General features: G+C 64.9%; 24 protein-coding genes, 1 other RNA gene and 1 pseudogene. 13 read left to right on the top strand and 13 right to left on the bottom strand.

What is annotated here, in order from left to right:
• Positions 1-12: 12 nt before the first annotated feature.
• On the bottom strand, positions 13-435 hold the full coding sequence (gene fur / locus AC5WNI_RS00740; RefSeq protein WP_043333352.1) for a ferric iron uptake transcriptional regulator: 423 nt from the start codon (positions 433-435) through the stop codon (positions 13-15).
• Positions 436-513: 78 nt separating this feature from the next.
• Here fur and AC5WNI_RS00735 point away from each other — a divergent pair, with 78 nt between their 5' ends.
• The gene (locus tag AC5WNI_RS00735) at positions 514-942 is read left to right on the top strand and encodes an outer membrane protein assembly factor BamE (RefSeq protein ID WP_166019032.1); all 429 of its coding nucleotides are present in this window, start codon (positions 514-516) and stop codon (positions 940-942) included.
• A 91-nt stretch (positions 943-1,033) separates the two neighbouring features.
• Here the strand turns inward: AC5WNI_RS00735 and AC5WNI_RS00730 are convergent, their stop codons facing one another.
• Together AC5WNI_RS00730 and AC5WNI_RS00725 are read right to left on the bottom strand one after the other, a co-directional pair.
• Positions 1,034-1,345: an RnfH family protein gene (locus tag AC5WNI_RS00730; protein ID WP_175089029.1), complete on the bottom strand. Its 312-nt coding sequence runs from the start codon at positions 1,343-1,345 to the stop codon at positions 1,034-1,036.
• Between the two features lie 72 nt (positions 1,346-1,417).
• Positions 1,418-1,855: a type II toxin-antitoxin system RatA family toxin gene (locus AC5WNI_RS00725; protein ID WP_043333347.1), complete on the bottom strand. Its 438-nt coding sequence runs from the start codon at positions 1,853-1,855 to the stop codon at positions 1,418-1,420.
• 162 nt (positions 1,856-2,017) lie between these two features.
• Here AC5WNI_RS00725 and smpB point away from each other — a divergent pair, with 162 nt between their 5' ends.
• Entirely contained in the window at positions 2,018-2,494 is a 477-nt protein-coding gene (gene smpB, locus AC5WNI_RS00720; RefSeq protein WP_043333345.1) for an SsrA-binding protein SmpB, read from the top strand.
• 135 nt (positions 2,495-2,629) lie between these two features.
• Positions 2,630-2,984, top strand: a transfer-messenger RNA (tmRNA) gene (ssrA, locus tag AC5WNI_RS00715).
• 206 nt (positions 2,985-3,190) lie between these two features.
• On the opposite strand, the gene AC5WNI_RS00710 is transcribed toward ssrA, so the two are convergent.
• The 4 genes from AC5WNI_RS00710 to AC5WNI_RS00695 all read right to left on the bottom strand — a co-directional run bounded on the left by AC5WNI_RS00710 (position 3,191) and on the right by AC5WNI_RS00695 (position 7,473).
• Positions 3,191-4,048, bottom strand: coding sequence for an ABC transporter ATP-binding protein (locus tag AC5WNI_RS00710; RefSeq protein ID WP_175089078.1), 858 nt, complete (start codon positions 4,046-4,048; stop codon positions 3,191-3,193).
• A gap of 153 nt (positions 4,049-4,201) precedes the next feature.
• Positions 4,202-5,260 carry a FecCD family ABC transporter permease gene (locus AC5WNI_RS00705; RefSeq protein ID WP_175089028.1) on the bottom strand — a complete coding sequence of 353 codons (1,059 nt, stop codon included), beginning with the start codon at positions 5,258-5,260 and terminating at the stop codon, positions 4,202-4,204.
• A gap of 138 nt (positions 5,261-5,398) precedes the next feature.
• Complete coding sequence (locus AC5WNI_RS00700; protein ID WP_285460740.1) at positions 5,399-6,367, bottom strand: FecCD family ABC transporter permease; 969 nt, start codon at positions 6,365-6,367, stop codon at positions 5,399-5,401.
• 176 nt (positions 6,368-6,543) lie between these two features.
• The gene (locus tag AC5WNI_RS00695) at positions 6,544-7,473 is read right to left on the bottom strand and encodes an ABC transporter substrate-binding protein (RefSeq protein ID WP_175089027.1); all 930 of its coding nucleotides are present in this window, start codon (positions 7,471-7,473) and stop codon (positions 6,544-6,546) included.
• A 548-nt stretch (positions 7,474-8,021) separates the two neighbouring features.
• Between AC5WNI_RS00695 and ybiO the strand changes: the two genes are divergently transcribed.
• Positions 8,022-10,487, top strand: coding sequence for a mechanosensitive channel protein (gene ybiO, locus AC5WNI_RS00690; protein WP_175089026.1), 2,466 nt, complete (start codon positions 8,022-8,024; stop codon positions 10,485-10,487).
• A gap of 153 nt (positions 10,488-10,640) precedes the next feature.
• Here ybiO and AC5WNI_RS00685 read toward each other — a convergent pair whose 3' ends face one another.
• From AC5WNI_RS00685 to hemC, 5 genes are all read right to left on the bottom strand, one after another.
• A complete protein-coding gene (locus AC5WNI_RS00685) occupies positions 10,641-11,225 on the bottom strand; it encodes a DUF2780 domain-containing protein (RefSeq protein ID WP_175089025.1) in 585 nt (194 codons plus the stop codon).
• A 501-nt stretch (positions 11,226-11,726) separates the two neighbouring features.
• Positions 11,727-12,950 (bottom strand): heme biosynthesis HemY N-terminal domain-containing protein, encoded by a 1,224-nt coding sequence (locus AC5WNI_RS00680; protein ID WP_175089024.1) that lies wholly within the window; start codon positions 12,948-12,950, stop codon positions 11,727-11,729.
• Positions 12,947-14,518, bottom strand: coding sequence for a uroporphyrinogen-III C-methyltransferase (locus AC5WNI_RS00675; protein ID WP_487885569.1), 1,572 nt, complete (start codon positions 14,516-14,518; stop codon positions 12,947-12,949). Before AC5WNI_RS00675 ends, AC5WNI_RS00680 begins: the two co-directional genes overlap by 4 nt.
• Positions 14,519-15,403, bottom strand: coding sequence for a uroporphyrinogen-III synthase (locus AC5WNI_RS00670; protein ID WP_175089023.1), 885 nt, complete (start codon positions 15,401-15,403; stop codon positions 14,519-14,521).
• Between the two features lie 10 nt (positions 15,404-15,413).
• The gene (hemC, locus tag AC5WNI_RS00665) at positions 15,414-16,361 is read right to left on the bottom strand and encodes a hydroxymethylbilane synthase (RefSeq protein WP_043333340.1); all 948 of its coding nucleotides are present in this window, start codon (positions 16,359-16,361) and stop codon (positions 15,414-15,416) included.
• Positions 16,362-16,636: 275 nt separating this feature from the next.
• Between hemC and argH the strand changes: the two genes are divergently transcribed.
• From argH to AC5WNI_RS00625, 8 genes and pseudogenes are all read left to right on the top strand, one after another.
• Positions 16,637-18,031 carry an argininosuccinate lyase gene (argH, locus tag AC5WNI_RS00660; protein WP_175089021.1) on the top strand — a complete coding sequence of 465 codons (1,395 nt, stop codon included), beginning with the start codon at positions 16,637-16,639 and terminating at the stop codon, positions 18,029-18,031.
• Positions 18,032-18,123: 92 nt separating this feature from the next.
• Positions 18,124-18,258: pseudogene (gene lptM / locus AC5WNI_RS00655) on the top strand (LPS translocon maturation chaperone LptM); the annotation flags it as partial.
• Positions 18,259-18,393: 135 nt separating this feature from the next.
• Positions 18,394-19,665: a diaminopimelate decarboxylase gene (lysA, locus tag AC5WNI_RS00650; protein WP_175089020.1), complete on the top strand. Its 1,272-nt coding sequence runs from the start codon at positions 18,394-18,396 to the stop codon at positions 19,663-19,665.
• Positions 19,665-20,495, top strand: coding sequence for a diaminopimelate epimerase (dapF, locus tag AC5WNI_RS00645; RefSeq protein ID WP_175089019.1), 831 nt, complete (start codon positions 19,665-19,667; stop codon positions 20,493-20,495). The genes lysA and dapF overlap by 1 nt, the downstream gene beginning before the upstream one ends.
• 80 nt (positions 20,496-20,575) lie before the next feature.
• The gene (locus AC5WNI_RS00640) at positions 20,576-21,367 is read left to right on the top strand and encodes a DUF484 family protein (protein ID WP_175089018.1); all 792 of its coding nucleotides are present in this window, start codon (positions 20,576-20,578) and stop codon (positions 21,365-21,367) included.
• Positions 21,364-22,458: a tyrosine recombinase XerC gene (locus AC5WNI_RS00635; protein WP_175089017.1), complete on the top strand. Its 1,095-nt coding sequence runs from the start codon at positions 21,364-21,366 to the stop codon at positions 22,456-22,458. The genes AC5WNI_RS00640 and AC5WNI_RS00635 overlap by 4 nt, the downstream gene beginning before the upstream one ends.
• Positions 22,455-23,174, top strand: coding sequence for an HAD family hydrolase (locus tag AC5WNI_RS00630; RefSeq protein ID WP_175089016.1), 720 nt, complete (start codon positions 22,455-22,457; stop codon positions 23,172-23,174). Before AC5WNI_RS00635 ends, AC5WNI_RS00630 begins: the two co-directional genes overlap by 4 nt.
• Before the next feature lie 189 nt (positions 23,175-23,363).
• A complete protein-coding gene (locus AC5WNI_RS00625) occupies positions 23,364-23,774 on the top strand; it encodes a hypothetical protein (RefSeq protein ID WP_175089015.1) in 411 nt (136 codons plus the stop codon).
• 131 nt (positions 23,775-23,905) lie between these two features.
• Here the strand turns inward: AC5WNI_RS00625 and yihA are convergent, their stop codons facing one another.
• Complete coding sequence (gene yihA / locus AC5WNI_RS00620) at positions 23,906-24,595, bottom strand: ribosome biogenesis GTP-binding protein YihA/YsxC (protein WP_054556430.1); 690 nt, start codon at positions 24,593-24,595, stop codon at positions 23,906-23,908.
• A gap of 409 nt (positions 24,596-25,004) precedes the next feature.
• Here yihA and AC5WNI_RS00615 point away from each other — a divergent pair, with 409 nt between their 5' ends.
• The gene (locus AC5WNI_RS00615) at positions 25,005-25,652 is read left to right on the top strand and encodes a c-type cytochrome (protein ID WP_254627031.1); all 648 of its coding nucleotides are present in this window, start codon (positions 25,005-25,007) and stop codon (positions 25,650-25,652) included.
• Positions 25,653-25,802 lie beyond the last annotated feature (150 nt).

The following is a 25,802-nucleotide window of genomic DNA, read 5'->3' as shown; positions in this document are numbered from 1 at the left end:
ACGCAACCCGCGTCAGCTATCGCTCTTGTCACCCTTGGGGCGCACGTAGAGCACTAGCGCATGCTCGACCAGCTCATAGCCGTGCTCCTCGACGATCTCGCGCTGACGGCGCTCGATCTCGGGATCACAGAACTCTATGATCTCGCCGCTGTCCAGACATACCATGTGGTCATGGTGTTCTTCCTGGGACAGTTCGAAGACAGCGTGACCGCCATCGAAGTTGTGGCGCATCACCAGTCCCGCTGTCTCAAACTGGGTGAGCACACGATAAACCGTCGCCAGACCGACATCTTCGCCAGCCTCAAGCAACGCCTTGTACACGTCCTCGGCACTCAGGTGTCGATCCGTCGATTTCTCGAGGATCTGCAGGATCTTGACTCGCGGTAGGGTCACCTTGAGTCCCGCCTTGCGCAGTTCATGGTTCTGATCGGCCATGCTGGGGTACTCTTCGCAGTCGCTTGATGTATCAGGTATGATCGGCCAAGGCAAAACGATAGGGAATCTTCAGGGCAAATGCAAAACTTGATCAAAACAGTCGCCTTTTGCAGCGCCCTGTCGCTGCTCACCGGGTGCAGCTACTTCAGCGTCTACAAGCGCGACCTTCCTCAGGGCAACCTGATCAAGCCGGAAATGGTCGAGCAATTGAAGCCGGGCATGAGCCGCGAACAGGTCATCTACGTGATGGGCTCACCGCTGCTGACCGCCCCCTTCAGTGAGGATAGCTGGGACTACGTCTATCGCCTCAAGAAAGCGGATGGCGAAATCATCAACAAGCGTGTGACGTTGACCTTCGCAGGCGATTCACTCTCCAACATCGACAAGAGTGGCGACATCGACCAGGAAACCGTCATCGTGCCGGACCTGGACATCGACCCTCGCGCGGCACAGCCTAACCGTGCTGAATCCAAGGCAGGCGCAGCCGACCTGCCTGAAGAGCGCTGATCACTGTCCTATTCACTCAGTGACAAGCCGGAAAAACAGCGGGGCACCTCTCAAGGTGCCCCGCTGTTTTTGATTCTCGCCGGCCATCGTCTTACTGGCCGGCGCGAGCAGCCTTGTCGGCGCGCCGTTTGCGCGCAAGCTTGGGGTCGGTGATCAAGGCACGATAGACCTCGACACGATCCCCGGCGTCCAGCACATGCTCATCGGGCTTGCGCAGCGCCTTGCCGAAGATACCCAGGTCCGCCTCGAGAAACACCTCGGCGGAAATCGTCGGAAAGTGCTGCTCCAGGCGCGCCATGCGCACGGCCTCGCGCGCCGTGGTGCCGGGGGCGACCGCCAGCGAGACGATCTTCTGCTTGTCGGGCAGCGCATAGGCCACCTCGACCGTGATTCTGTCTGTCATGTCTGCTCCTTTGCTCTCGCCACCTTATATACACCTCCTGCGCGGCGTTCCACCCTGGCCAACGGCCATGTGTCAGCGCTGGGTATAGATCTGGTCAGCGCGGCGCGTGAAGGCCTCGACCATCTGAGCGGCGACCTGGCTGAACAGCTTGCCGAACGCCATGCCCAGCAGACGATTGCTGAACTCGAAGTCCATCTCCAGTGAAACCTTGCAGGCGTCTTCGCCCAGTGGCGTGAACAGCCAGGTCCCCTGCAGACGCTTGAAGGGGCCATCGACCAGATTCAGCTCTATCCGCTCGGGGGCATACAGGTCATTGCGCGTGACGAAGCTCTGCTGCATGCCTGCCTTGGACAGGGTGAGCCTGCCCTTGAGATGGTCCTCATCACGTTCCAGCAATTCCGCGTTGCTGCAGCCGGACAGGAATTCGGGATAACGCTCGAAATCATTGACCAGATCGAACATTGCCCGGGCCGAATGCCGCACCAGGGCAGACCGGTTGACCGTAGGCATCTAGCTCTCCGCTGACTTGGATACGCAGCATGCGTATCATGAACAATGGGCCGGCGCACGAAGTGCCGTCTGGCCTTGAATGGTAACACGCCTCCCCCCATCCAGAAGGATGTGCCATATCCACACTGGATGACGGCAGGCGCACACGACAAATGAGGCAACATGGGCAAGAAAAAGAAACCCGAACAGGGCGGCAACCTGATCGCCCAGAACAAGAAGGCACGCCACGAGTACCACATCGAGGAAACCTTCGAAGCGGGTCTGGTACTGGCAGGCTGGGAAGTGAAGGCGCTGCGCGCAGGCAAGGGCCAGCTGACCGATACCTATATCGTGATCAAGAATGCCGAAGCCTGGCTGCTGGGTTGCCACATCCATCCGCTGGAAACCGCCAATACCCACGCGGTGGCGGACCCGCAGCGCACGCGCAAATTGCTGTTGCACAAGAAGCAGATTGCACGCATCTTCTCGCGCACCCAGGACAAGGGCCACACCTGTGTGCCGGTCAAGCTGTACTGGAAGAATGCGATCGTGAAGTGCGAGATCGCGCTGGTGGAAGGCAAGAAGCTGCACGACAAGCGTGCCACCGAGAAGGACCGCGACTGGAACCGTCAGAAAGCCCGTATCCTGCGCGACCGCTGAGGGCAGCGTGAGGGAGCTCACGCCAGCAAGCTACTGTCAGGCCAGAAATTTTCCTGAACACTTGAACTGGCGTAGCACAGTCCCCACCTGTTATGATGAAGACGTAGCAACGCAGTAAAGTGGTAACACTGTTATGGGGGCGTTCTGGCATTCGACGCTGGTGGCAAACCCTGAGGTGCATGCCGAGATCGTAACGTATCTCGTAAATAAAACGTTGCAAATATATAGTCGCAAACGACGACAACTACGCTCTAGCTGCATAAGCTGCTCCTGAAACCGTTGCGCCTGTTCAAGGTGGATGGAGAACGAGCCCGTATAAACAGGATCGTCTTGGCCGACGTCTCTAAGGTCGAGATTAAAACTCAGAGAATCGCATCGCTGTAGCCTGTTCATTGGCGGCAGTGGTGTTAAATCAAAAAATGAAACTAAGCATGTAGAGCCGAAGGCGGAGTGCCGGCGGACACGGGTTCGACTCCCGTCGCCTCCACCATATCCGTGACAGAAAGGCCTCCCTTCGGGGAGGCCTTTCTGTTTGTGGGCGATCTGTTCTGGTTGGCATTTTCCGTCAGAGGCAGAACGCCCTCTCAAGTCACCCTCTCAAGCCGCCCTCTCAGTCCTTCTCAAGCCCCTCTTTCAGGCCTGCACAAGGCCCGGCAGCGAGCTACGCAGGCGTCACAGCGTCCGCCGCCCCCGGGCTCAGGTCGCGCTGCCGCTCAGGCGCTCGCTGGTGCGCCGCACGCCAATCAGCAGCGGCGTGCCGGTGTCCGGATCGGGAATCAGGCGACACTCGACCCCATAGAGCTTGCGCACCAGCTCCGGCGTCACCACCTCGGCGGGCGCGCCGCTGGCGATCACCTGGCCTGCGTGCATGGCCACGATGTGGTCGGCATAGCGGCAGGCGCTGGCCAGGTCATGCACCACCATCACGATGGTCTTGCCCTCTTCATGGGCCAGACGCTGGATCAGCTCGAAGACTTCGATCTGGTGACCGAGATCCAGCGCCGAGGTCGGCTCATCCAGCAGCAGCAAGGGTGTCTGCTGCGCCAGCGCCATGGCGATCCAGGCGCGCTGACGCTGCCCACCGGACATCGAGGCAAGCTCACGGTCCGCCAGGCTTTCGATATCAGCGGCTGCCATTGCCTCGGCCACCAGACGCTGATCCTCCTCAGACCACTGGCTCAGCGCGCCCTGATAGGGCTGGCGGCCAAAGCGCACCAGCTCATGCACCGTCACCCCCTCGGGCGAATGCGTCTCCTGGGGCAGCAGGGCGATGCGCTGCGCCACCTCGCGCCGCTTGTAGGCGTGAATGTCCTTGCCCTCCAGCAACACCGCGCCTGACTCAGGCAGTTGCAGACGAGCCAGCCCTGCCAGCAGTGTCGACTTGCCACAGCCGTTGGGCCCGACGATCGCCGTCACCTTGCCGTCGGGCAACCCCAGGGTCAGCGAATCGATCACGGTGACATGCCGCTGGCGCGCGCCATAGCCGAGCGACAGCTCATTCGCTCGCAGGGTGTCGGTGGTAGCCGCGTCGTGGCGATCGGCCGGGGAATTCATCGCTCGCGGATCAAGCATCGTCTCAGCGCTCATGGCGCACTCTCCTGAAACATCATCGGCCGCTGGAACATCATCAGCCGCTGAAACATGTCGTGCGACGCTGAGCGGCAAGGGCTGGCCCTGAGCCGCTCAGCAGGATAATAGGGGCAACGGCTAGCGCGGGCTGCGCAGCAGTATCCACAGCAGATAAGGGCTGCCGACCACGGCCATCACGATACCGACCGGGATTTCCAGCGGCGACAGCAGGGTACGCCCGGCGAGGTCTGCCAGCACCATCACCAGCGCGCCGGCCAGCGCCGAGGCCAGCAGCGGTACGCCCTTGTGGCGCGACAGGTAGCGTGCGATCTCGGGGCCCACCAGCGCCACCATGCCTACCGGCCCGGCCACTGCGACGGCCGCCGCCGTCAGCACGACCGACAGCCACAGCGTGATCAGGCGCACACGCGACACCGGCTGTCCCAGTCCGATCGCCACGCGGTCGGTGAAGCGCAGCGTATTCAGCCCGCGCCCCAACCAGAGAGCGATCGACACGCCGATCAGCAAGGTCAGCCCTAGCCAGGTGAGCGAATCGGCATCACGCGCATTGAGGCTGCCAACCGTCCACGGATAGGCACTGTTGGCGACATCGATGGAGACTCTTGCCAACATCAGCTGCGTCCCGGCACCGAACAGCGCCCCGACCCCGATGCCGGCGACCAGGAAGCGATACCCGCGCGTGCCGATGCCGCCGGAGAGCCCGAAAGCCAGCGCAGTGGCGATCACGGCACCGCTCAGCGCCATGACCGGCGGCGCCAGCGAGATCCCCATCCCGACCACGGAGGCCACCGCGAAGGCGGTCGCGCCATTGTCGATACCGATGATGCCCGGCGTCGCCAGACGGTTACCGGCCAGGGTCTGCATCAGACAGCCCGCCAGCGAGAAGGCAGCACCCGTGGAGATGCCGGCCAGCAGTCGTGGCAGACGCAGCTCCTGCACCACGAAGACGGTAGCGAACTCGCCGTGCCCGAAGGCCGCCTTGAAGGCATCCCACGGCCCAAGGCCGGCACTGCCCAGCATCAGCGAGGCGACACTGGCCATCAGCAGTGCCAGCAACAGTATCCCGGCCGCCAGCAACGGCGCACGCAACAGCAGCAGGGACAGCTTGCCATGTCGCCACCAGAGCGTGCCGGTGGGGGCCGAGCGAAGGAGATCAAGCGGTGAAAGTCTAGACATCAGCGATTCCAAACAAGGCCCTGTCAGGACAACGCCTGACAGGGCCGGTCGATTCAAGCAATGAGGCGATGGCGCCGGCATGCGCACCAGCCTGGCCTCCATCATCGTTCACGCCGCAAGCGCCAGAGGCACCAGCCACTACAGGGTGGGCAGACGACGGGCACGCACCACGGCAATCAGCACGGGCGCGCCCATCAGGGTCGTCAGTACCCCAAGCGGCAGCTCCGAAGGCGGCACGACCAGTCGCGAGACCACATCGGCGCTCAGCAGCATGGTCACCCCAAGCGGCAGGCACAGCCACAGCGTACGCCGGACATCGGCGCCGCACAGCGCACGCGCCACATAGGGCACGGCGAGGCCAACGAAGGCCACTGGTCCGGCCAGTGCCGTCGCGGCACCGACCAGCAGAGCCACCACCAGGATCGCGACCTTGCGCACGCGCTTGGGATGATGGCCCAGGCCACTGGCGACCTGCTCACCCAGCACCATCGCGGAGAGCGGCCGCGCCAGCCACAGCGTCAGCAGCAGCGAGATCAGGATACTGGGCATGCTGCTGTAAAGCGCCTCCAGCGAGCGTCCGGCCAGACTGCCGATCACCCAGAAGCGGATCTCATCGGCCGCGCGCTGATCGATCAGCAAGGCCAGAGACGTCAGCGCCACCAGCAGGCTCGACAACGCCGCACCGGCCAGCACCAGTCGTACCGGGTCCTGACGTGCGCCGCTCATTCTCACGGTGCTCATCACGAACAGACACCCCATCAGCGCACCACTCTGCGCCACCATCACGTGCATGCCGGCCGCTTCCATCCCCAGCAGCAACGCCACGGCCACGGCAAAGGAGGCCCCGGCACTCACGCCCAGCAAGCCCGGCTCCGCCAGCGGGTTGCGTGCTACCACCTGCATCAGGGCGCCGCCACAGGCGAGCATCATGCCGACCACCATGCCAATCAGGGTACGCGGCGCGCGCAGCTCGAGCACCACGAAGCGCGCCTGATCACTGCCCTGTCCGGCCAGCACCTGCAGTGCCTGCCAGGGGCCGATATCGCCAGCCCCCCACAGCAGGCTGGCCAGACAGGTCAGCAGGGCACTCAGGCAGGCCAGCGGCATCGCCTGACGCAACGCAAGACGCCCGGAGACCTTGTGGGTCATCCGGGCGGCATGTGCGCGTGGCCTGCGGACCTGTGGAGAGGTCTCTTCAGCCTGCATATCCCCTCCCGCGTCGCGGTTGCGGGTGGTCCCCTGCCTGCGCAGGGGTCAAACGTCGTGCACCGACATGACTGCGACTAGCCATCATCGCGCGCCCGGTCGATATCCTTCAGCAACGCTTCCGCTGCCAACGGGCCGCTGGCGCTGGTCCACAGCTGGCCATTCACGCCGACCAGGCTGTCGCGGTCCGCTGTCTCGAGGCGCTGGAAGGCCGGTTGTGCCGCCAGGGCGTCGACCGCGGCATCAGAGGAGTCGTCCAGGGTGGCGAGGAAGATGGTCTGCGCATCGATGCGTGCCATGTTCTCGTCACTGAGCGGATCGGAATGCGGACGACCCGGCTTGACCAGATCACCGCCGACCAGCTCATAGCCGCTGGCCGCCATCAGGCCGGTCGCGAACAGCTGATCGGACATCGCCATCAGGCCACCCGGCATGCGACGCACCAGACTGGCGGTTTCCGGGGTGGTCATCTCGGCCTTCAGACGCGCGGTGTGCGCGTCGATGGCGGCCAGACGTGTCTCGAGTTCCGCTTCGGCCGTCTCGCCCAGCGCCTCGGCATAGACGCGACTCTGCTCCTTCCAGCCCTGCTGGCTCAGCGCCGAAGCGCTCGGCACGATGGTCGGTGCCAGACGCGACATCAGCTGGTATTGGGTCTTGTCGAGGCCCGGCGGTGCCAGGATCAGGTCCGGCTTGAGCGCCACGATCGACTCGAGATTGAATTCACGCGGCGTGCCGACGATCTTGATGTCCGGCACCTGCGGCTGGATATAGCTCGCCACGCCATCACCGCCGCGCGTGGTCACGGCACCCAGCGGCGTCACCTGACTGGCGACGGCCACATCCAGCGCGCCTTCGTACAGGGTGACGACACGCTGCGGCGTGCCCTCGATATCCAGCTCACCGTAGGCCGTCTCGACACTGCGTGCCTCGGCAGACAGGGAAGCCCCCATCAGCGCTACCGCCAAGGTCGCCATCAGGCCCTGTTTGAACCATGCAGGACGGGTCATGCCACGAGCAGTAAAAGCAGTCGACGAGACGGTCATGCAGTACTCCGAAATGAAGAAAAGGATCTCGCACTCAAGCGAAGGCAGACGTGACCCTGCGCAGGACGATACCGCAAGGCCCTCTGTGCGCATGACGATCACACCTGAACGACGAATAATAATCAATCGCAACAATACCGACTCGCCTTGCGACTCACCACACCAGTTCATGCAACGCGACATTGCAATATCCTGCGTGGCAGCAGGTCACGCCTCTCCTCCGAGGAGTGCCTGAAGACCTTGAAGGTTGGCGGCGCCTGCCGCAGGCTGGGCGCAAGAATGTCTCTGGCGGAGTCCCCACAGGGGTTGGGATAGCACCAAGTGCCCCGATAACTGAAGGATGGACTCTCGCTCGGCGTGCGCGCAGGACGTGCGAGACGCCCCTTCAACATCTATCTGACAGAACCTCGCGTTATCGATGGGATGCTTGCGAGCCTCTGATGTACCTCCGGAGCCTGCTCTCACTTTCTACCCCGATGCCTCACACACTCACCGACATGGAGAAGCCATCTGTGGCGATTCCGACACCCCCGCACTCCCCTCCCGCCCTTGCTGCCTCGCGCCAACCGGACTCATGGCGACCTGCCTGGCTGATGTCCGGCCTGATGATGCTGTTGATGGTGCTGAGCCTCGGGTTCAGCAGCCTGTCCCTTGCCGCCCCGTCCGAAGACGGCAGCGGCGAAGGCGCGACATCCTCCTATGAGAGCCTGGCCACGCTGCTGGAAGACCCCAGTCAGCGCGAGGCCCTGATCGAAGGCCTGCGGCAGCTGGACAGCAAGGCGAGTGAACAAGCCGTCGAGGTGGCGGGGGAAGACGTCACCCTGAGCGAGGACTCGCCGTCACTGTCGCGCCAGCTGGCCGCCATCAGCCAGGACCTGGTCGCGGATCTCTCCGCCACGCTGGACCGCATGCTGGGCACCCTCGATGGCCTGGCCAACGAGGACGCCGACGAGTTCGACTGGAGTCGCTTCACCAGCGAGGCCATCAGCCTCGGGCTGGTCGTCATCTCGACCATCGCGCTGTTCCTCGTGCTGCGCAGACTCGCCAAGCCGCTGTTCTCGCGCGTCGGCCAGTGGTCACTGGATGGCCAGCACCGCAGCCCGCTGCTGCGCACCCTGCTGGCGGTGCTCGTCGCGGCGGTGGTGGACATCGCGGTCATCGGTCTCGCCTTCCTCGGCGGTTATCTGCTCGCCATCTTCGCCTATGGCGAACAGGGCGTGATCGGTCAGCGCGAGTCGATGTTCCTGAACGCCTACCTGGTGATCGAGCTGTTCAAGGCCCTGATGCGCATGCTGTTCTCCTCCGGCTACAAGGGGCTGCGTCTGCTGCCGATGCCAGATGACGTGGCGCGTTACTGGAACCGCTCACTGGCCATGCTGGCCGGCTTCATCGGCTACGGCATCCTGGTCGTGGTGCCGATGGTCAACAACAACCTGGCACCGGCCGTCGGCAGCTTCGTCAATCTGCTGATCATGGCCATCACCCTCATCTGGGCCATCGTGGTGATCTCGCGCAATCGCATCATTCTGCGTGACCGCCTGCTCACTCAAGCCCGCGAGGCGAACAACGCGCTCATCGCCGTGTGTCTGCGCATTCTGGCACGCACCTGGCACCTGATCGCACTGGCCTACTTCGCCACCCTGTTCATCATCTCTCAGACCACGCCGGAAGAGGCGCTGCCGTTCATGATGGGAGCGACGCTCAAGACGCTGCTCGCCATCGGCGGCGGTGCTCTGCTGTCGCGCGTGGTGACGCAGCTGATCGGCAAGCGCATCCAGATCTCCGACAAGCTGCGCGGCCAGCTGCCGCTGCTCGAGAAGCGTCTCAACTCCTACATTCCCACCGCGCTGCGCATCATGCGCGCCATCATTCTGATCGTGGTAATCGGCATGGTGCTGAATGCCTGGCACATCGTGGCGCTCGGCGAGTGGCTGGCGACCGATGCCGGTGCCCTGCTGCTGTCGCGCATCTTCCATGTGCTGTTCATTCTCGCCTTCGCCATCGCGATCTGGGTCGGTATCGCCAGCCTGATCGAGCACAAGCTCAATCCGGACACCGGCAAGGGCAAGCCGTCCTCGCGGGTGGAGACCCTGCTGGCGCTGTTCCGCAATGCCATCGCCATCGCGATGATCGTCTTCACCGCGATGATCGTGCTGTCCGAGATCGGCATCGACATCGCGCCGCTGCTGGCCGGCGCCGGGGTACTGGGTCTGGCGATCGGCTTCGGCGCCCAGAAGATGGTGCAGGACATCATCACCGGGGTGTTCATCCAGCTGGAGAACGCCATCAACACCGGCGATGTGGTCACCGCCGGTGGCGTGACCGGCACCGCGGAACGCCTGACCATTCGCTCAGTGGGTATCCGCGACCTGTCCGGCACCTTCCATATCGTGCCGTTCTCGTCGGTGGATACCGTCTCCAACTACATGCGTGACTTCGCCTACCATGTCGGCGAATACGGCATCTCCTATCGCGAGAATGTCGACCACGCCATCGTGCACCTGCGTGCGGCCTTCGATGAGCTCGAGGCAAGCAGCTATGGTCCGGAGATCCTCGAGCCGGTCACCATCGCCGGCGTCTCGGCCCTGGCCGACAGCTCGGTCAACATCCGCGTGATGATCAAGACCACCCCGGGCAACCAGTGGGCCATCGGCCGCGAGTACAACAAGCTCGTGAAGCAGCACTTCGACGCTGCTGGCATCGAGATCCCGTTCCCGCACATGACCATGTACTTCGGGCAGGACAAGGACGGTGGCGCGCCGCCGGCCAACGTGCGCACCATGCAGGCGCCGTTCGTGATCGATGGCTCCGCTGCCGGTCAACCGAAGACCCCCGAGCAGCGCGAGGCAGCCGCCAAGGTCGCCAAGCGTCGCGAGGAGAAGCCGCTGACGCGTCATGCCACCGAAGACGGCGAAGTCGTGGATGCCGAGGAACAGCGCATCCGTCAGACCACCCAACCGGATGCCGACGGCGACTGATCGAGCGCCTGCACTATCCCGACACGGCTATCCCGACACGGCTGCCTGCGCAGGCAGCCGTACTGAAACGAAAACGCCCCCGAGCCACTGGCTCGGGGGCGTTTTCATGTGTGGGCATGAAACGCTGCCTCACACCTCATGCAAGGCGCTGGCTCAGGAGCCGGTGCCCCACACGCTGGACAGCGAGCTCAGCAGCGTCGAGCTGACGCCTTCACCGCCCATGTAGCTGAGCAGCACCGGCGCGAACTGGGAGACCATGCTGCTGTCCATGCCCAGCGCGGAGAAGGCGCTGTCCAGAGACGCGCTGTCATCGACATTGCCGACGGTGCTGGCCAATGCCGTGGCATTGTCGTTGCCGCTCAGGCTCGCCAGGCTGGAGAGCGTGGACAGCGAGCTGCTGCTGGTCAAGCTGGACAGCTGCGGCACATCAGTGGACAGCTCGGAGGTCGCGCTGGTACCAAGCTGGGACTGGGCCAGAGCCAGCATGGCAGCGGAGCCACCCAGCGCCTGAGTGGAGGACACACCCAGCTGGGAGGTCAGGCTGGACATCAGGTCGGCCGCCGGCAGGGACTGGCCGGTCTGGCTGCTCAGCATGCTGCTGGCGAGGCTCATCATGGAGCTGGACGAGCTGGAAGAGCTGGCGGCGTTGCTGGAAGAGCTGTTACCGGTAGCGGCACAACCGGCCAGTGACACGGCCAGTACAGAGGCGCCCATCAGGGCCAGGGACTTATGCAACATGCAGACTCCATCATCGCTTGGGGAAACGGACCGGACCCGGCCCGTAGATGCGCCACGTGCATGGGCGCATCCGACACGCAGAATCATCGCACGGAGGAAACGCTTCCAGCCAGCGCCACACGCTCACGCTCTGGCCGTGAGGGCCCGGACGCATCGTTGCCGGGTCAGCAACGAGAAATCCGGAGCCGTCCATGCCCATGCCCGCATGCACCCACCGACACTTCACAGCGACGTGCTGGAAGGGCGACAACCTGGATGAGAATGTCCACAGCGCCCGTCATGCGGGCAAAAAGAAGGGCATCCCGTCACACGGCGTGTGAACCAGGATACCCCGGAGAGAAACCTGCATCACCGGCCGACAGCGCGGCCGGTGCAATTGGGCAATAGCTTTCATCAAACAAGGAAACATCGTGCAAGCCGCCGAGTGTCTTGTCCGCCAGCCTGCATGACGCCTGTCATGCCTTGGTTGGCACCAGGCGGCCGGCACTCGACGGCCGCTCCTCAGACGTTGTCCTTGCTCGGCTGCGGCAGGGCCGGCAGTGAGCGATCCAGCAGCTCGACGCTCTGACGGTAGTAGAGCTGACTCTTGTTGTGCTCGCCCAGGTTGGCGAACAGACGCGCGAGTTCAGCACACACCGTACCGCTCGGACGCTGGCGCTGGCTAGCCTCGAAGTACTCCTGAGCCTTGCCCCAGCTGGCGTTGCGCAGGGCCAGTCGGCCCAGCGACAGCAGCAGATCCGGATCATTCGGACGCTCCTGCAGCCACTTCTCGGCATACACCAGCTGACGCGGTGCATCCACGTCCAGCAGGCCGTAACGCAGCACCAGACGCGAATCCCAGCACTCCTTGAGGGAGTGACGCAGCAGACGCTCGGCCAGGCCTTCCTGGCCACCGGCGATCAGCGCCTCGGCGTAGAGCGCGACCAGATTCACGTCGGTGCGCAGGTGGTCCGGCATGTCGGCCCACAGGTTGCGCACGCGCTCGATGTCCTCCGGATTGCGCGCGGCCTGCTGGATCAGCGCCACATAGGCACGCTGTTCCAGCTCCTTCTTCTCCTCGGGGGAGATGAGGTCCTGCTTGTCGAGACGCGGCATCAGACGACGTAGACCATCCCAGTCATTGACCGCCAGATAGGCCTGCTTGAGCAGCTTGAGCACCTGCGGGTGCTCGCCCAGCTGCTTGTCGAGACGCGTCAGGGTCGCCAGCGCCTGTTCATGCTGCTGGCGGTCCAGCATCAGCTGCGCCTGCACCAGACCCACTGCGCTCTCGGAGCCCTGGGTGGACTCATGCGCCCGCTTGAGCAGCGTATCCGCCTGCTCGAAACGTCCCTGATAGTGCGCGGCCAGGGCAGCGGACAGGTAGTTGACCAGCGGCGTGCTGGAATCTTCCGCCGAGTGGGTCAGCGACTTCTCGGCCCGCTTCCAGCGGCCTTCGGCCAGCGCCACCAGGCCCCGTACGGTCTTGCGCGTGGCATTGCGGTGCCGGGTACGGCTGTTCCATACCTTGAGGCGGGAGAACGGATGCGCGAAGCGCGACAGCAGGCGCAGACCGAAGTGCAGCACCACGAAGCCCGCGAACAGCAGGATCAAGCCGAACCAGAAGGAAGTCTGGACCGAGGTATCGCCGACGCGAATCAGCCAGTAGCCCGGGAAGGCCTGCATCAGTTGCCCGAACAGGGCACCGATGGCCAGCCCGATGATGATCAGCAGTATCAGGACTCTCATGCGTTGCCACCCCCTTGCTGGGCGCGACGCTCGATCAGCTCACGCAGCTTGCTCAGAGAGGCGGAGATGTCAGGCAGCTCCGGACGGATGGTCTTGCTCTTGAGCTCTTCCAGCTTGGCGACGGCATTCTGCACGCCATCGGTCTTGGTGTCGTAGTAGCCATTGACCAGCGTGATGGCCTTGTCGATGGCGGCCTGGTAGAGCTTCGGCTCTTCCTTGAGCAGCGCCAGCTGCGCCTGCTCCAGCACCAGACGCACGTTCTGACGCAGGTAGGATTCCTGCTCCGGCGTGATCAGGGCTTCCAGTGCCTCGTCATGACGACGCACCGTGACCAGATCCTTCAGCTCGTTGCCGAAGCGGGCCAGCTGCTGCTGCCAACCGCCTGTCGGCGCTGCGTCGTTCTCGACCTTGGCGGCGATCTCGGCCACGTCCTGCTTGAGCGGCAGACGCGCCAGCTGTTCCTGCTCGGCAAGCAGCGCAAGATAGATACCGCTGCGATCGACGCGCGGCACGCTGTCCAGGCTGGCCAGTTCGGACTGGATGGCCTTGCGCACCGGCAGCAGCGCCGGGTTGTTGGCCGCCGCGATGCGCGCATCGGCGTTCTCGAGCAGCGCATCGGCACCGTTCACGTCACGCTCCAGCTGCAGACGCTGGTTGGCGAGGCGCAGCAGGTACTCGGCTTCCGCATAGTGCCAGTCACGCGCGTCGGTCTGCTGGGACTTGCTGAGCTCCTCGAGCACCTTGTTGAGGGCCTGCTCGGTGTCCTGGCTTTCGCTGGACAGACGCTTGTCGAGCTCGCTGACGCGGGATTCGTTCTTCTCAAGCGTGCTCGACAGACCCTCGACCTTGCTGGAGACCTGACCGACCTGCTGGGTCACGCTCTCGCTGACCTGCTTGTCGAGGCCCTGGGCATCCGGCAGCGCATTCAGACGCTGCCAGCCGAACCACGCCAGCACCGCGACCACGATGGCCAGCAGGATGACGAGAACCAGCGCGATGCTGCCGGCCTTGCTCTTCTTGCCCTGAGACTCGCCGGGCGGCGGCGTGCCGGGAGCCGCCGTGGCACCCAGGCCTGCACCACCGGCGCTGGCCGTCTTGCCAGCCGGCGCGGAGGACTTGCCGGGAGACGCCTTGCTGGAAGAGGCCTTGCCAGCACTCGGCTTGGCGGCAGACGCCTCCTTGGCGGGTTCGCTACGCTCCGGAAGCGGCGATTTTGCGCCGGAAGGCGTCGATGCGTTGTCGTCTGAAGTCTGGCTCACGGGCGTGGACTCACTGGCAGTGGAGGATGAGGTTGAAGAGGAGGAGCTGCCCTGCCCCTTGCTACGCCCACGACGATTGCGCCCACCTCGCGAGCGGCGCTCGCGCGGGGCATCAGCCGTGTCGGATGACGAGGGAGAGGACGAACGGGAGGCCTCGGCGCCAGGGCGGCCAGAGGCAGTGTCATCGGCGGAAACGCCGGAAACGGAAGAAGCATCTGATGCGCGAGCGGCAGCATCCTTGTCGCCCGACTTGCCGGGCGTCATGCCGGCAGAGCCGTTATCTTCCTGATCGTGTTCTCGGTTGCTCATCTACGCTTGCCCTTTTCCGGATTCTTGGGAATCGATGGCCTCACGCGGACCAGGCGCAGTGGCGCCGGTCACTGCATGGCGAGTCTTGCTGATGGGGGCGCAGGCGCGAAGTACTGCCTGCGTCAGGGCCCCGGGTGAAGCGTCCTCGGCGACCGTCACGCGCTCGAAACCATGAGCGTGTGCCAGTGTAGCCAAACGGTGGCTCGACACGATTAGCGGTTGGTGCAAGGCCTGCGGCGTCACCGACGCCATCACCGTCTCGAGCAGTTCATTGCTGGTCACCACCATTGCATCATACGCGCCCGCCGCCAGACGGCCAGCCTGTTGCGGCGACAAAGCCAACGGAAGGCGTCGATAAAGTGCCAGACGCGTGACCTGAGCGCCCCGTGCCACCAGCGTTTCTTCCAGCAACGGACGCCCGCCTTCACCGGCCACCAGCAACCAGCGCTGACCCGCAAGCGCTCTGAGCGACGGCAGCGACAGCAAGGCTTCGCTGGTGGTACCGACCGGCGCATCGCGTTCGGCATGCTCACCGCGCGTGGCGCGCGGCGGGACACGCACCGACACGCCCAACCGCGAATGCAGCACTTCGGCAGTGGCCGCGCCGACGGCATAGAAGCTGATGCCTTCGGGCAGCTGCGGCCACCACTCCTCCAGCCAATCGGCCAGATAACCGGCGGCCTGGGGCGAGATCACGATCACGCCGCGATACAGATCGACATCGATGATCGCCTGGCGCGCAGCGGGTTCCAGTGGCAAGGCCTCGAGCGCCATCAGCTTGAGGCACTCCACCTCGCAGCCGGCCTCGCTCAGCATCGCATCGAGAACCGCTCCGCGCGAGCCCGGCCGCGTCGTCAACACCTCAAGACGCGACGCCTTTGCCATCGCTGGCACCTCAGCCACGAGCGTCGCCGTAGACCGCCGCCAGAATCTCGCCGGCGCCCTGGGAGAGCAGGTCTTCGGCAACGGCGACGCCCAGCGCTTCCGGTGCATCGGACGGGCCACGCGCCTCGGCGCGCAGAATGACCGTTCCGTCGGGATTGCCGACCAGCGCACGCAGCCACAGCTGACTGCCGCCTTCCTCGAGCACGGCATAGCCGCCGATCGGCACCTGACAGCCACCTTCCAGATGCGTGTTCATGGCGCGCTCGGCCAGCACGCAACGGCTGGAGTCTTCATGGGCCAGCGGCTCGAGCAGCGCAAGAATCTCCTCGTCCTGCAGGTTGCACTCGATGCCGAGCGCGCCCTGACCACAGGCTGGCAGGCAGGTCTCGGCGTCCATCTCGGCGGTGATGCGCGCATCCAGCTCGAGGCGCTGCAGGCCGGAAGTGGCCAGGATGATGGCGTCGAACTCGCCGGCATCCAGCTTGCCGAGACGCGTCTGGACATTGCCGCGCAGGCTCAGCACTTCCAGGTCCGGGCGTGCCGCCTTGGCCTGCAGACCACGACGCAGGCTGGAGGTGCCCAGGCGCGCGCCCTGCGGCAGGGCATCGAAGTTGGCACAGGTGTTGGACACGAAGGCGTCTGTCGGGGCGTGACGCTCGAGAATCACCGCCAGTCCCAGCGACTCCGGGAAGTGCATCGGCACGTCCTTCATGGAGTGCACGGCGATATCGGCGCGACCGTCGAGCATCGCCTCTTCCAGCTCCTTCACGAACAGGCCCTTGCCACCGATCTTGGCCAGCGGGGTATCGAGAATCTTGTCACCACGCGTCGACATCGGCACCAACTCGACGCTCAAGCCAGGATGCAGGGCCTCGAGTCGCGCCTTGACGTGTTCGGCCTGCCACAGGGCGAGCAGGCTCTTGCGGGTCGCGATACGCAGAATCTCACGGCGGGGCACGGCATTCTCCTTGCTGGCGCGCAACGCACGCCATCTGATTCGAAGTTGTTGAGCAAACCTGACTGACGGACAGCGCTGCCCTCTGATGACACTTATCATAAAGCCAGTCACCTCAGGGGGAAAATCCGTGGCACGCTTTCCTGCGATCCGCCGGACTGGCCGCGGCCCCTCGCCCACGCGCAGGAGTCTGGTACACTCCAAGGTCAACGATACCGGCTGCGCGACCGTGCACCGGACGCCGAACTCTGGACACGTCACCACAATTCGAGATCCCGATGAGCGAATCTACCAATCAGTCCTGGGGCGGCCGCTTCAGCGAGCCGACCGATGCCTTCGTGGCACGTTTCACCGCCTCCGTCGATTTTGACCAGCGCATGGCGCAGCACGACATCCAGGGCTCCATCGCCCATGCCACCATGCTGGCCGGTGTCGGCGTGCTGAGCGAAGAAGAACGCGACGTCATCATCGCGGGACTGAAGGAAATCAGTGAAGAGATCGCGCGGGGCGAATTCGAGTGGTCCGTGGCGCTGGAAGACGTGCACATGAACATCGAGGCACGCCTGACCGCCAAGATCGGCATCACCGGCAAGAAGCTGCACACCGGCCGTTCACGCAACGACCAGGTCGCCACCGATATCCGCCTCTATCTGCGTGACGAGATCGACGCCATCGACGCCGAACTGACGCGTCTGCGCGAAGGCATGCTGGGACTGGCCGAGCAGGAAGCCGACACCATCATGCCGGGCTTCACTCACCTGCAGAGCGCCCAGCCGGTCACCTTCGGCCACCACCTGCTGGCCTGGCAGGAAATGGTCGCGCGCGACCAGGACCGCCTGCGTGACTGCCGCGTGCGCATGAACGTGCTGCCGCTGGGCGCCGCGGCGCTGGCCGGCACCACCTTCCCCATCGACCGTCATGTCACCAGCGAGCTGCTCGGCTTCGACCGTCCGACCGAGAACAGCCTCGATTCGGTCAGCGACCGTGACTTCGCCATCGAATTCACCAGCTTCGCCAGCCTGTTGATGATGCACCTGTCACGCATGAGCGAAGAGCTGGTGCTGTGGACCAGCGCCCAGTTCGACTTCATCGACCTGCCGGACCGCTTCTGCACCGGCTCCTCCATCATGCCGCAGAAGAAGAACCCGGACGTGCCGGAGCTGGTACGCGGCAAGACCGGCCGTGTCTATGGCCACCTGATGAGCCTGCTGACCCTGATGAAGTCCCAGCCGCTGGCGTACAACAAGGACAATCAGGAAGACAAGGAGCCGCTGTTCGATACCATCGATACCGTGCGCGGCAGCCTGCGCGCCTTCGCCGACATGATCCCGGCGATCCGCGCCAAGTCCGAGAACATGTACGCCTCGGCCAGCAAGGGCTTCGCTACCGCGACCGACCTGGCGGATTACCTGGTGCGCAAGGGCGTCGCCTTCCGTGATGCCCACGAGATCGTCGGCAAGTCCGTCGCCTTCGGCATCGAACAGCAGCGCGACCTGTCCGAGATGACCCTGGAAGAGCTCCAGCAGTTCTCCGACACCATCGAGCAGGACGTCTTCGACGTGCTGACGCTGGAAGGCTCCGTCGCGGCGCGCAATCACATCGGTGGCACCGCGCCGAACCAGGTCCGCGCTGCCGTACAGCGTGCGCGTGACGCCCTGGCCTCGCGCGCCTGATCATCCTCTTTCGGGCCTGGTCGCCACCCATGGCAACCGGGCCTGCATCGCTCTATCGCTTGCTGCCAGGAGGCCGCCCGATGCGTCATCTGATGAGCCAGTCCGCCCGTCATACACTTCGCACCTTCGCGGCGCTGCTGCTGGGCGCTGGCCTGCTGGCCGGTTGCGGCCAGAAAGGCCCGCTCTATCTGCCGGCGGACGCTGACGCCGGTGGCCAGCGCGCCGAAGCTCCCGCGCCGGCACCAGACGCCTCCGAGGCAGAGAACACCGCCGCTGCCGGGATTTCCGGCAGCGACGCCTGAGCCCCCTTATTCATCTCCGGCGGGTGATGCCCGCCGGCGCGACATCTTGCAGGCCGGATCATGGATCACTTCGTTTATCAGGATGGCGTGCTGCACGCCGAAGACGTCTCGCTCGCCACGCTGGCCGAGCAGTTCGGCACGCCGTGCTACGTCTACAGCCGTGCCACGCTCGAGCGCCACTTCAAGGCCTATCAGGATGCGCTGGGCGACCACCCGCATCTCATCTGCTATGCCGTGAAGGCCAATTCCAACCTGGCGGTGCTCAATGTACTGGCACGTCTGGGCGCCGGCTTCGACATCGTCTCCGCCGGAGAGCTGGAGCGCGTCATCAAGGCCGGCGGCGACCCCGCCAAGGTGGTGTTCTCCGGCGTTGCCAAGCAGGCAGGCGAGATGGAGCGTGCGCTGGAGCTGGGCATCAAGTGCTTCAATGTCGAGTCGCTGCCGGAGCTTGAGCGCCTCAACGCTGTCGCGGGCCGTCTCGGACGCGTCGCGCCGGTATCACTGCGCATCAATCCCGACGTCGATGCCGGCACCCACCCGTACATCTCCACTGGCCTCAAGGCCAACAAGTTCGGCATTCCGGTCGAGCAGGCGCTGGAGGTCTACGAGATCGCCAACGCCATGGAGCACGTGCAGGTAGTCGGTGCCGACTGCCATATCGGCTCCCAGTTGACCGAGCTGGCGCCCTTCCTCGATTCCCTCGAACGCCTGCTGGTGCTGCTGGATCGCCTGCGCGAACGCGGCATCGTCATAGAGCACCTCGACCTCGGCGGCGGCCTCGGCGTGCCCTACCAGAGCGAGACCCCGCCGGAGCCCTTCGCCTACGCCAGCGCCCTGCTGGAGCGTCTGGCCCGCTATGAGCACGGCAGCGAGATGACCCTGCTGTTCGAACCGGGTCGCTCCATCGCCGCCAACGCCGGCGTGCTGCTGACCCGCGTCGAGTACCTCAAGCCCGGAGAAGAGAAGAACTTCGCCATCATCGATGCCGGCATGAATGACCTGATCCGCCCGTCGCTGTATCAGGCGTGGCAGAACATCGTCACCGTCGACACGCGTGAGACGCGCAAGACCGCCAGCTACGATGTGGTCGGCCCGGTCTGCGAGACCGGTGACTTCCTCGGCAAGGACCGCGAACTGGCCATCGCGCCGGGCGACCTGCTCGCCGTGCGCTCTTCCGGTGCCTACGGCTTCGTGATGGCCTCGAGCTACAACAGCCGCTGTCGCCCTGCCGAGGTGATGGTCGATGGCCCCGAGATGCACCTGGTGCGTCGTCGTGAGCGCCTCGAAGAACTGTGGACCGGCGAGCAACTGCTGCCGGAAGGTGATGCCTGATGCTGGTGAACTTCACCAAGATGCACGGACTGGGCAATGACTTCATGGTCATTGACCTGATCTCGCAGCGCAGTCGCCTGCGCGATGCCGATATCCGCCGTCTGGCGGACCGCAACTTCGGCATCGGCTTCGACCAGCTGCTGGTGGTCGAGCCGCCCCGCGACCCGGACATGGACTTCCGCTATCGCATCTACAATGCCGATGGCAGTGAAGTCGAGAACTGCGGCAACGGGGCGCGCTGCTTCGCGCGCTTCGTGCGTGAACAGCGCCTGACCACCAAGCGCGAGATTCGCGTCGAGACGGCCGGCGGCCCGCTGACTCTGGTCGTCGCCGAGGATGGGCGGGTGCGCGTCGACATGGGCGCGCCGCGCTTCGCCCCCGCCGCGCTGCCCTTCGAGGCCGAGGCCGACCTGCCGGTGCACACCCTGGACGTCGACGGCGAGACGCTGGAAATCGGCGTCGTCTCGATGGGCAACCCCCACGCGGTGCTGCTGGTCGACAGCGTCGAACAGGCCCCGGTGCTGACGCTCGGCCCGCTGATCGAGGCGCATCCGCGCTTCGCCAAGCGCGTCAATGCCGGTTTCCTCGAGGTCGTCACGCCGCACGAAGCGCGCTTGCGTGTCTTCGAACGCGGTGTCGGCGAGACGCTGGCCTGTGGCACCGGCGCCTGTGCGGCGGTCGCTTCCGGCATTCGCCGTGGTCTGCTGGCAAGTCCGGTCAATGTCACGCTGCCAGGCGGCACCCTGAGCATCGAATGGGCTGGCGACGGCCAGCCGGTGTTCATGACCGGTCCCGCCGAGACCGTCTTCGAAGGCCGCATCATCCTGTAGATCGCCAGCCCCAGCCGAGTGACGCTGCCGACGACATGGCCGACAGCGTCTCGCTACCAACCGTCCGCAAGGAGCCCCACATGGCCGAGTCACCCGTGTCACGTCGCCCGCGCACGCTGGACCCGGATCGGGTCGCCGAATGGCTGGCCACGCACCCCGACTTCTTCGAGGGGCGTGAAGGGTTGCTGCAACGCATGCGGGTGCCACACCCGGAAGCGCGCGGCGGCAGCATCTCGTTGCTGGAGCGGCTGGTACATGATCTGCGCGGGCGGACCGATCAGGCAGAAGAGCGCCTCGAGGAGCTGTTGACCGCTGCGCGCGACAACGAGAGTCGCTATCAACGTCTGCGTCAGCTGGTGCTGGATCTGCTCGATGCCGAGTCCGATGATGCGCTGGCCGAGACGCTGTCTACACGCCTCAGCGAGCTGTTCGACATCGCGGCCGTCTGCCTGTGGCAGCGCGATGCCGATGCTTCGGCACAGCCGCCGCGCCGAGCGCTTGAGGATGCGCGCGGCGAGCAGTTCGAGCGGCTGCTCGAGGGTCGTGCCAGCCGCTGCCTGGCCATGCCACGCACGCGCTGGGAAGCTTTGCTGCCCGATCATCAGTGGCCACTCGGCACCGACTGTGCAGACCTCGTCGATGCAAGCCAGGCCGATGCCACGCGCGGCTCCGCCGTCATCGTGCGCCTGACCCGTGGTGAGTGCCTGGGCTATCTGGTGGTGGCGAGTGCCGACGCCGAGCAGTTCCGTGCCGGTCTCGACACCCTGTTTCCCGAATACCTCGGTGACGTGCTGGCCCGCTGCCTGGGCCGCGATGCCCCGGGCCAGCCGCCTCTGCGCTCCTCGAGCCGTGACGACCAGGCCAGCCGATGAGCCGCCTCAAGTCAGCCCACGGCGCTTCAGCCGTCGATATATCCACCGATGGCACCTCAGCGAGCGACGCCGAGCGCCTTGCCGCCGAGCAGACGCTGTCCGCGACCTGCCGGGAATTTCTGGCAGAGCTTGCCCTCGACAGCAGCCACGCGACCGTCAGCGCCTACGCGCGTGATCTGCAGGCGTTGACCGCCTTCATGCTGCGCCCCGCAGCGGACAGCAGCGCCGCTGGTGAAAAGGACGCGGCGCCCCTGCCGAAGGATTGGCAGGCGCTGGACGTACCGACACTCAGGCGTTTTCTGGGTGCCGAGCGCAGTCGTGGCCTCGCGCCACGCTCATTGGCGCGGCGGCGCGCGGCGATCAGCCGCTTCTGTGGCTGGCTGGTCGAGCAGGATGTGCTGCCACACAACCCGGCGGGGCTGGTGCAGACCCCGCGCCTGCCGGACCACCTGCCACGCCCGGTGGATATCGACAGCCTGGCACGCTTTCTCGACTGCCCACATGACGGCACGCCACTGGCGATCCGCGATCAGGCGATGCTGGAACTGCTCTACGGCGCGGGCTTGCGTCTCTCGGAGCTGGTCAGCCTCGACCTCGACATGCTGGAAACCCGCCGCCTGCGCGTGCGCGGCAAGGGCGACAAGCCCCGCCAGCTGCCGATCGGCTCACGCGCCCGCCAGGCGCTGGATGCCTGGCTGATGGTGCGCGGCCAGCTCGCCGCCCAGGACGAGCCGGCATTGTTCGTCGGCCAGCAGGGCCGCCGCCTCGGCCAGCGTGGGGTTCAGCTCAGGCTGGTGGCGCAGGCGAAAGAACGCGGCCTGCCCGAGCATCTGCACCCACACCGCCTGCGCCACTCCTTCGCCAGTCATCTGCTCGAATCCAGCGGCGACCTGCGCGCCGTGCAGGAACTGCTGGGACACGCCCACCTCTCGACCACCCAGGTCTATACCCGCCTCGACTGGCAGCAACTGGCCAGTGCCTATGATCAGGCCCACCCTCGCGCCCGCCGCCAGCGCGGATCAGAGACGGCAACATCAGACACTGCCACCACCTTCCCCACTGATGCCCCGCTCAAGGATGACACCCTGTGACGCCTGCCAACGCACCTCGTCTGACGGCCTTGACCTTTGATCTCGATGACACCCTTTGGGCGAATCGCGCGGTGATGGAGCGCGCCGAGGCCGAGCATTACGCCTGGCTGGATGGCGAGATCGGCCATGCCAACGACTTCCCCCTCGAGGAATACACCCGCCGCCGCATGGCGCTGGGGCTGGAGCACCCGCTACGCCGCGGTGATTTCACCTGGCTGCGCCGCGAGGCCATGCACGCCATGCTGCGTGATGCCGGGCATGATGATGAGCAGGCGGGCCACTGGTCACGCGCCGCCATCGAGCGCTTCCTGGCGCTGCGTCACGAATTGACGCCCTTCCCGGAAGCCAGCGAACTGCTCGACTCCCTCGCCCACGATTACCGCCTTGGTGCCATCACCAATGGCAATGTCGACTTGGCTCGCCTCGCGCTGGACCATCACTTCGAGTTCAGCATCGCCGCCGGCGAATGGCTGGCGCCCAAGCCGGATGCACGTCCCTTTCTCGCCGCCATGGCACGCCTGGGCAGCCGCCCCTCCACCACCCTGCATGTCGGTGACTCATGGAAAGAGGATGCATTGCCTGCCGCGCGCCTGGGTATGCAGGCCGCCTGGATCGACGTCAAGGGTCAGGGTGCCCCGGGCCCCGTCCCGGCAGGTGTACATGTCATCTCGCACGTTCGCGAGCTGCCGGCGCTGATTGCGCGCCTGAATGACTGAGTGAGGGAGTAACTGAGTGGCAGAGCAAGTAGCGGAATGACTGAGTGAATTAAAACTTGTACAAAAATGACGCTTCAACCATATTTCATGTACAAGTTTCCCGCCGTCGTCGATGTTGAATCCTGTCTGAGATTCCTGAGACTGCGCCGGGAGATGCCTGCCACCTCGACGTCAACAGGAGAGGCCAGCATGAGCACCCACTCACTCCCGCGCTACCGTGTGTCATCTTCCTCTCCCCAGAGGCCACCCCTGCATGGTGAAGGGGAGCAGCATGCGCCGATCATGACGCCCTCACGGCAGTCCAGCCGCGCTCTGCTGAAAGGCGTGGCCATCGTACTGGTATCCGCATTGCTGGTCATCGTGGCGGTCTACAGTGGTCGTGCCAGCCTCGCGACGTTGCAATCCAGCGCGCAAGAGGCGCCGGCAGCCTCACCACAGGAGGCCATGCGCAGCCTGCTCGCCCCCAGCGAGGCCGTGACGATGCCGGAAGTCGTCGAGCCTACGGTGAAGGCCCCGCATATTCTCTCGGCGCCCAGGGAAACGAGCTCTCTGACCCGTCTTGACCCCATTCCCAGCGCACCGCGCAGCCTGTTCATGTGATGGGCCCCGGGGGAAGCGCAAACATCAGTGACAGCGTGCCTGTCGTAACGCAAACGGCCACCCCAAGGGGTGGCCGTTTCGTCATGCAAGGTGGCGTAGTTCGAGGCTTCGCCCCAGATCGTCTTGCACCTTCAGTCGTCGAAGGGGTCCTGCGGTGCCTCGTCGCCCGCCATCTCTTCCACGCCGTCCATCACCGACGGGTCCGCCAGCCACTCGTCGAGCTTGGCATGCACCTGCTCCACACCTGAATACTTCAGCGACGAGAACAGCTGCACGGTGACCAGGTCTTCCCACTCCTTGAGCGCGTGACGCACCTTCTGCAGGCTTGCCGCCGCCGGCCCGCGCTTCAGCTTGTCCGCCTTGGTCAGCAGGATATGCACCGGCATCTTGGCCTCATCGGCCCAGCCCAGCATCATCTGGTCGAATTCGGACAGCGGATGGCGTACATCCATCAGCAGCACCAGGCCCCGCAGCGACTGGCGGTTGCGCAGGTAGTTGGACAGATGTGACTGCCACTCGCGCTTCACCTTGTCCGGCACCTTGGCATAGCCATAGCCGGGCAGGTCGACCAGATGGCGGCCCGTTTCACCGATGGTGAAATAGTTGATCAGCTGGGTGCGGCCGGGGGTCTTGGAGGTACGGGCCAACGCCTTCTGCGAGGTCAGCGCATTGATGGCGCTGGACTTGCCGGCATTGGAGCGACCCGCGAAGGCCACTTCGGCACCCACGTCCGTCGGGCACTGGGCCAGAGTCGCGGCACTGATCAGGAAGCGCGCCTGACGATAATGGAGCTTGGGGGTCGAAGGAGCTGATTCGGCCATGGGAGTTCTGAATACCTGTTGAAGGCGGACGTCTCGCCCGCGCGACATCACGAGAGAGCAGAAGAAACGACCGGTGTAACGAAAAGAGTGCCGCCTGCCCTGCCATCGGCGCTGCAACTTGCCGGCGACAGCGGGAAGATGCACTGGATTGCTGCGATGACACGACTGACGACAGGCACGCTCACGCGCCCTGAGGGGATTCGCTATACTGCCTGCAAGGTCAGCATGACGATCATGATGCCTAGTGTACCACCCTGCTCTCACGGGCTGCGAGAGCGGGGGAGCACTTCTCACCGCGCGCAGCACGGCGCGGGCTCCGGGGAAATGACAGAGGCCACCATCCACGCCGGATGATACAAGCCCCGAACGGGCCTCTTCGTGAACAGGGACCAGTGAAATGGATGAGCTGATGAGACCAAGGCAGATCCCCGAGCGCCCCTTGCGCCTGCTGCTGGCACTTGCTGCCACGACATTGGCCGCCACCTTGCCGACGGGAGCCGCCGCCGAATCGCTGGTCGGCGATGCTTCGGCAGGCAAGGCCAAGACTGCCGTCTGTGCTGCCTGTCACGGCGCCCAGGGCATCTCGCCGACCCCGGCCTTCCCCCATCTTGCTGGCCAGCAGGCCCACTACCTGCGCAAGCAGACGGCCGACATTCGGGATGGCCGCCGCTCGGTACCACAGATGGCCGGTATCGCCGACAACCTGAGCGATCAGGACATCGCCGATATCGCGGCCCACTACGCCGCGCAGCCCGCCAATCGCGGTCAGGCCGAGCCAGAGGCGGCCCGTGCAGGCGAAGTGCTGTATCGGGCTGGCTCGCTCGAGCGCGGCATCGCGGCCTGCACAGCCTGTCATGGCCCGCGAGGTGAAGGCATCGACTCGGCAGGCTACCCGGCGCTGGCCGGACAATTCCCCGCCTACACCGTGTCAGCACTCAAGGCCTTCCGCGACGGTAGCCGCGACAATGACCCGAACGCCATCATGAGCAGCATCGCCGCGCGCATGAGTGACAGCGACATGCAGCAGGTGGCCGAATATCTCCACGGCCTGCGCTGAGGCATCCGTACAGCCGGGTGTCGCGTACGACTGACTTGATGACGACCAGCACCAGCACGCCGTTCACGGCGCGTGATCGAGCGACGCCTTGTACGGGGCGTGATCGAACGGCGTTCATCCAGCGGTCAACCTTGTCGCGCTAGGCTGGCC

Source organism: Cobetia sp. PDI-12MA (assembly GCF_059507695.1).
This window is presented reverse-complemented; position numbering and strand designations above follow the sequence as displayed.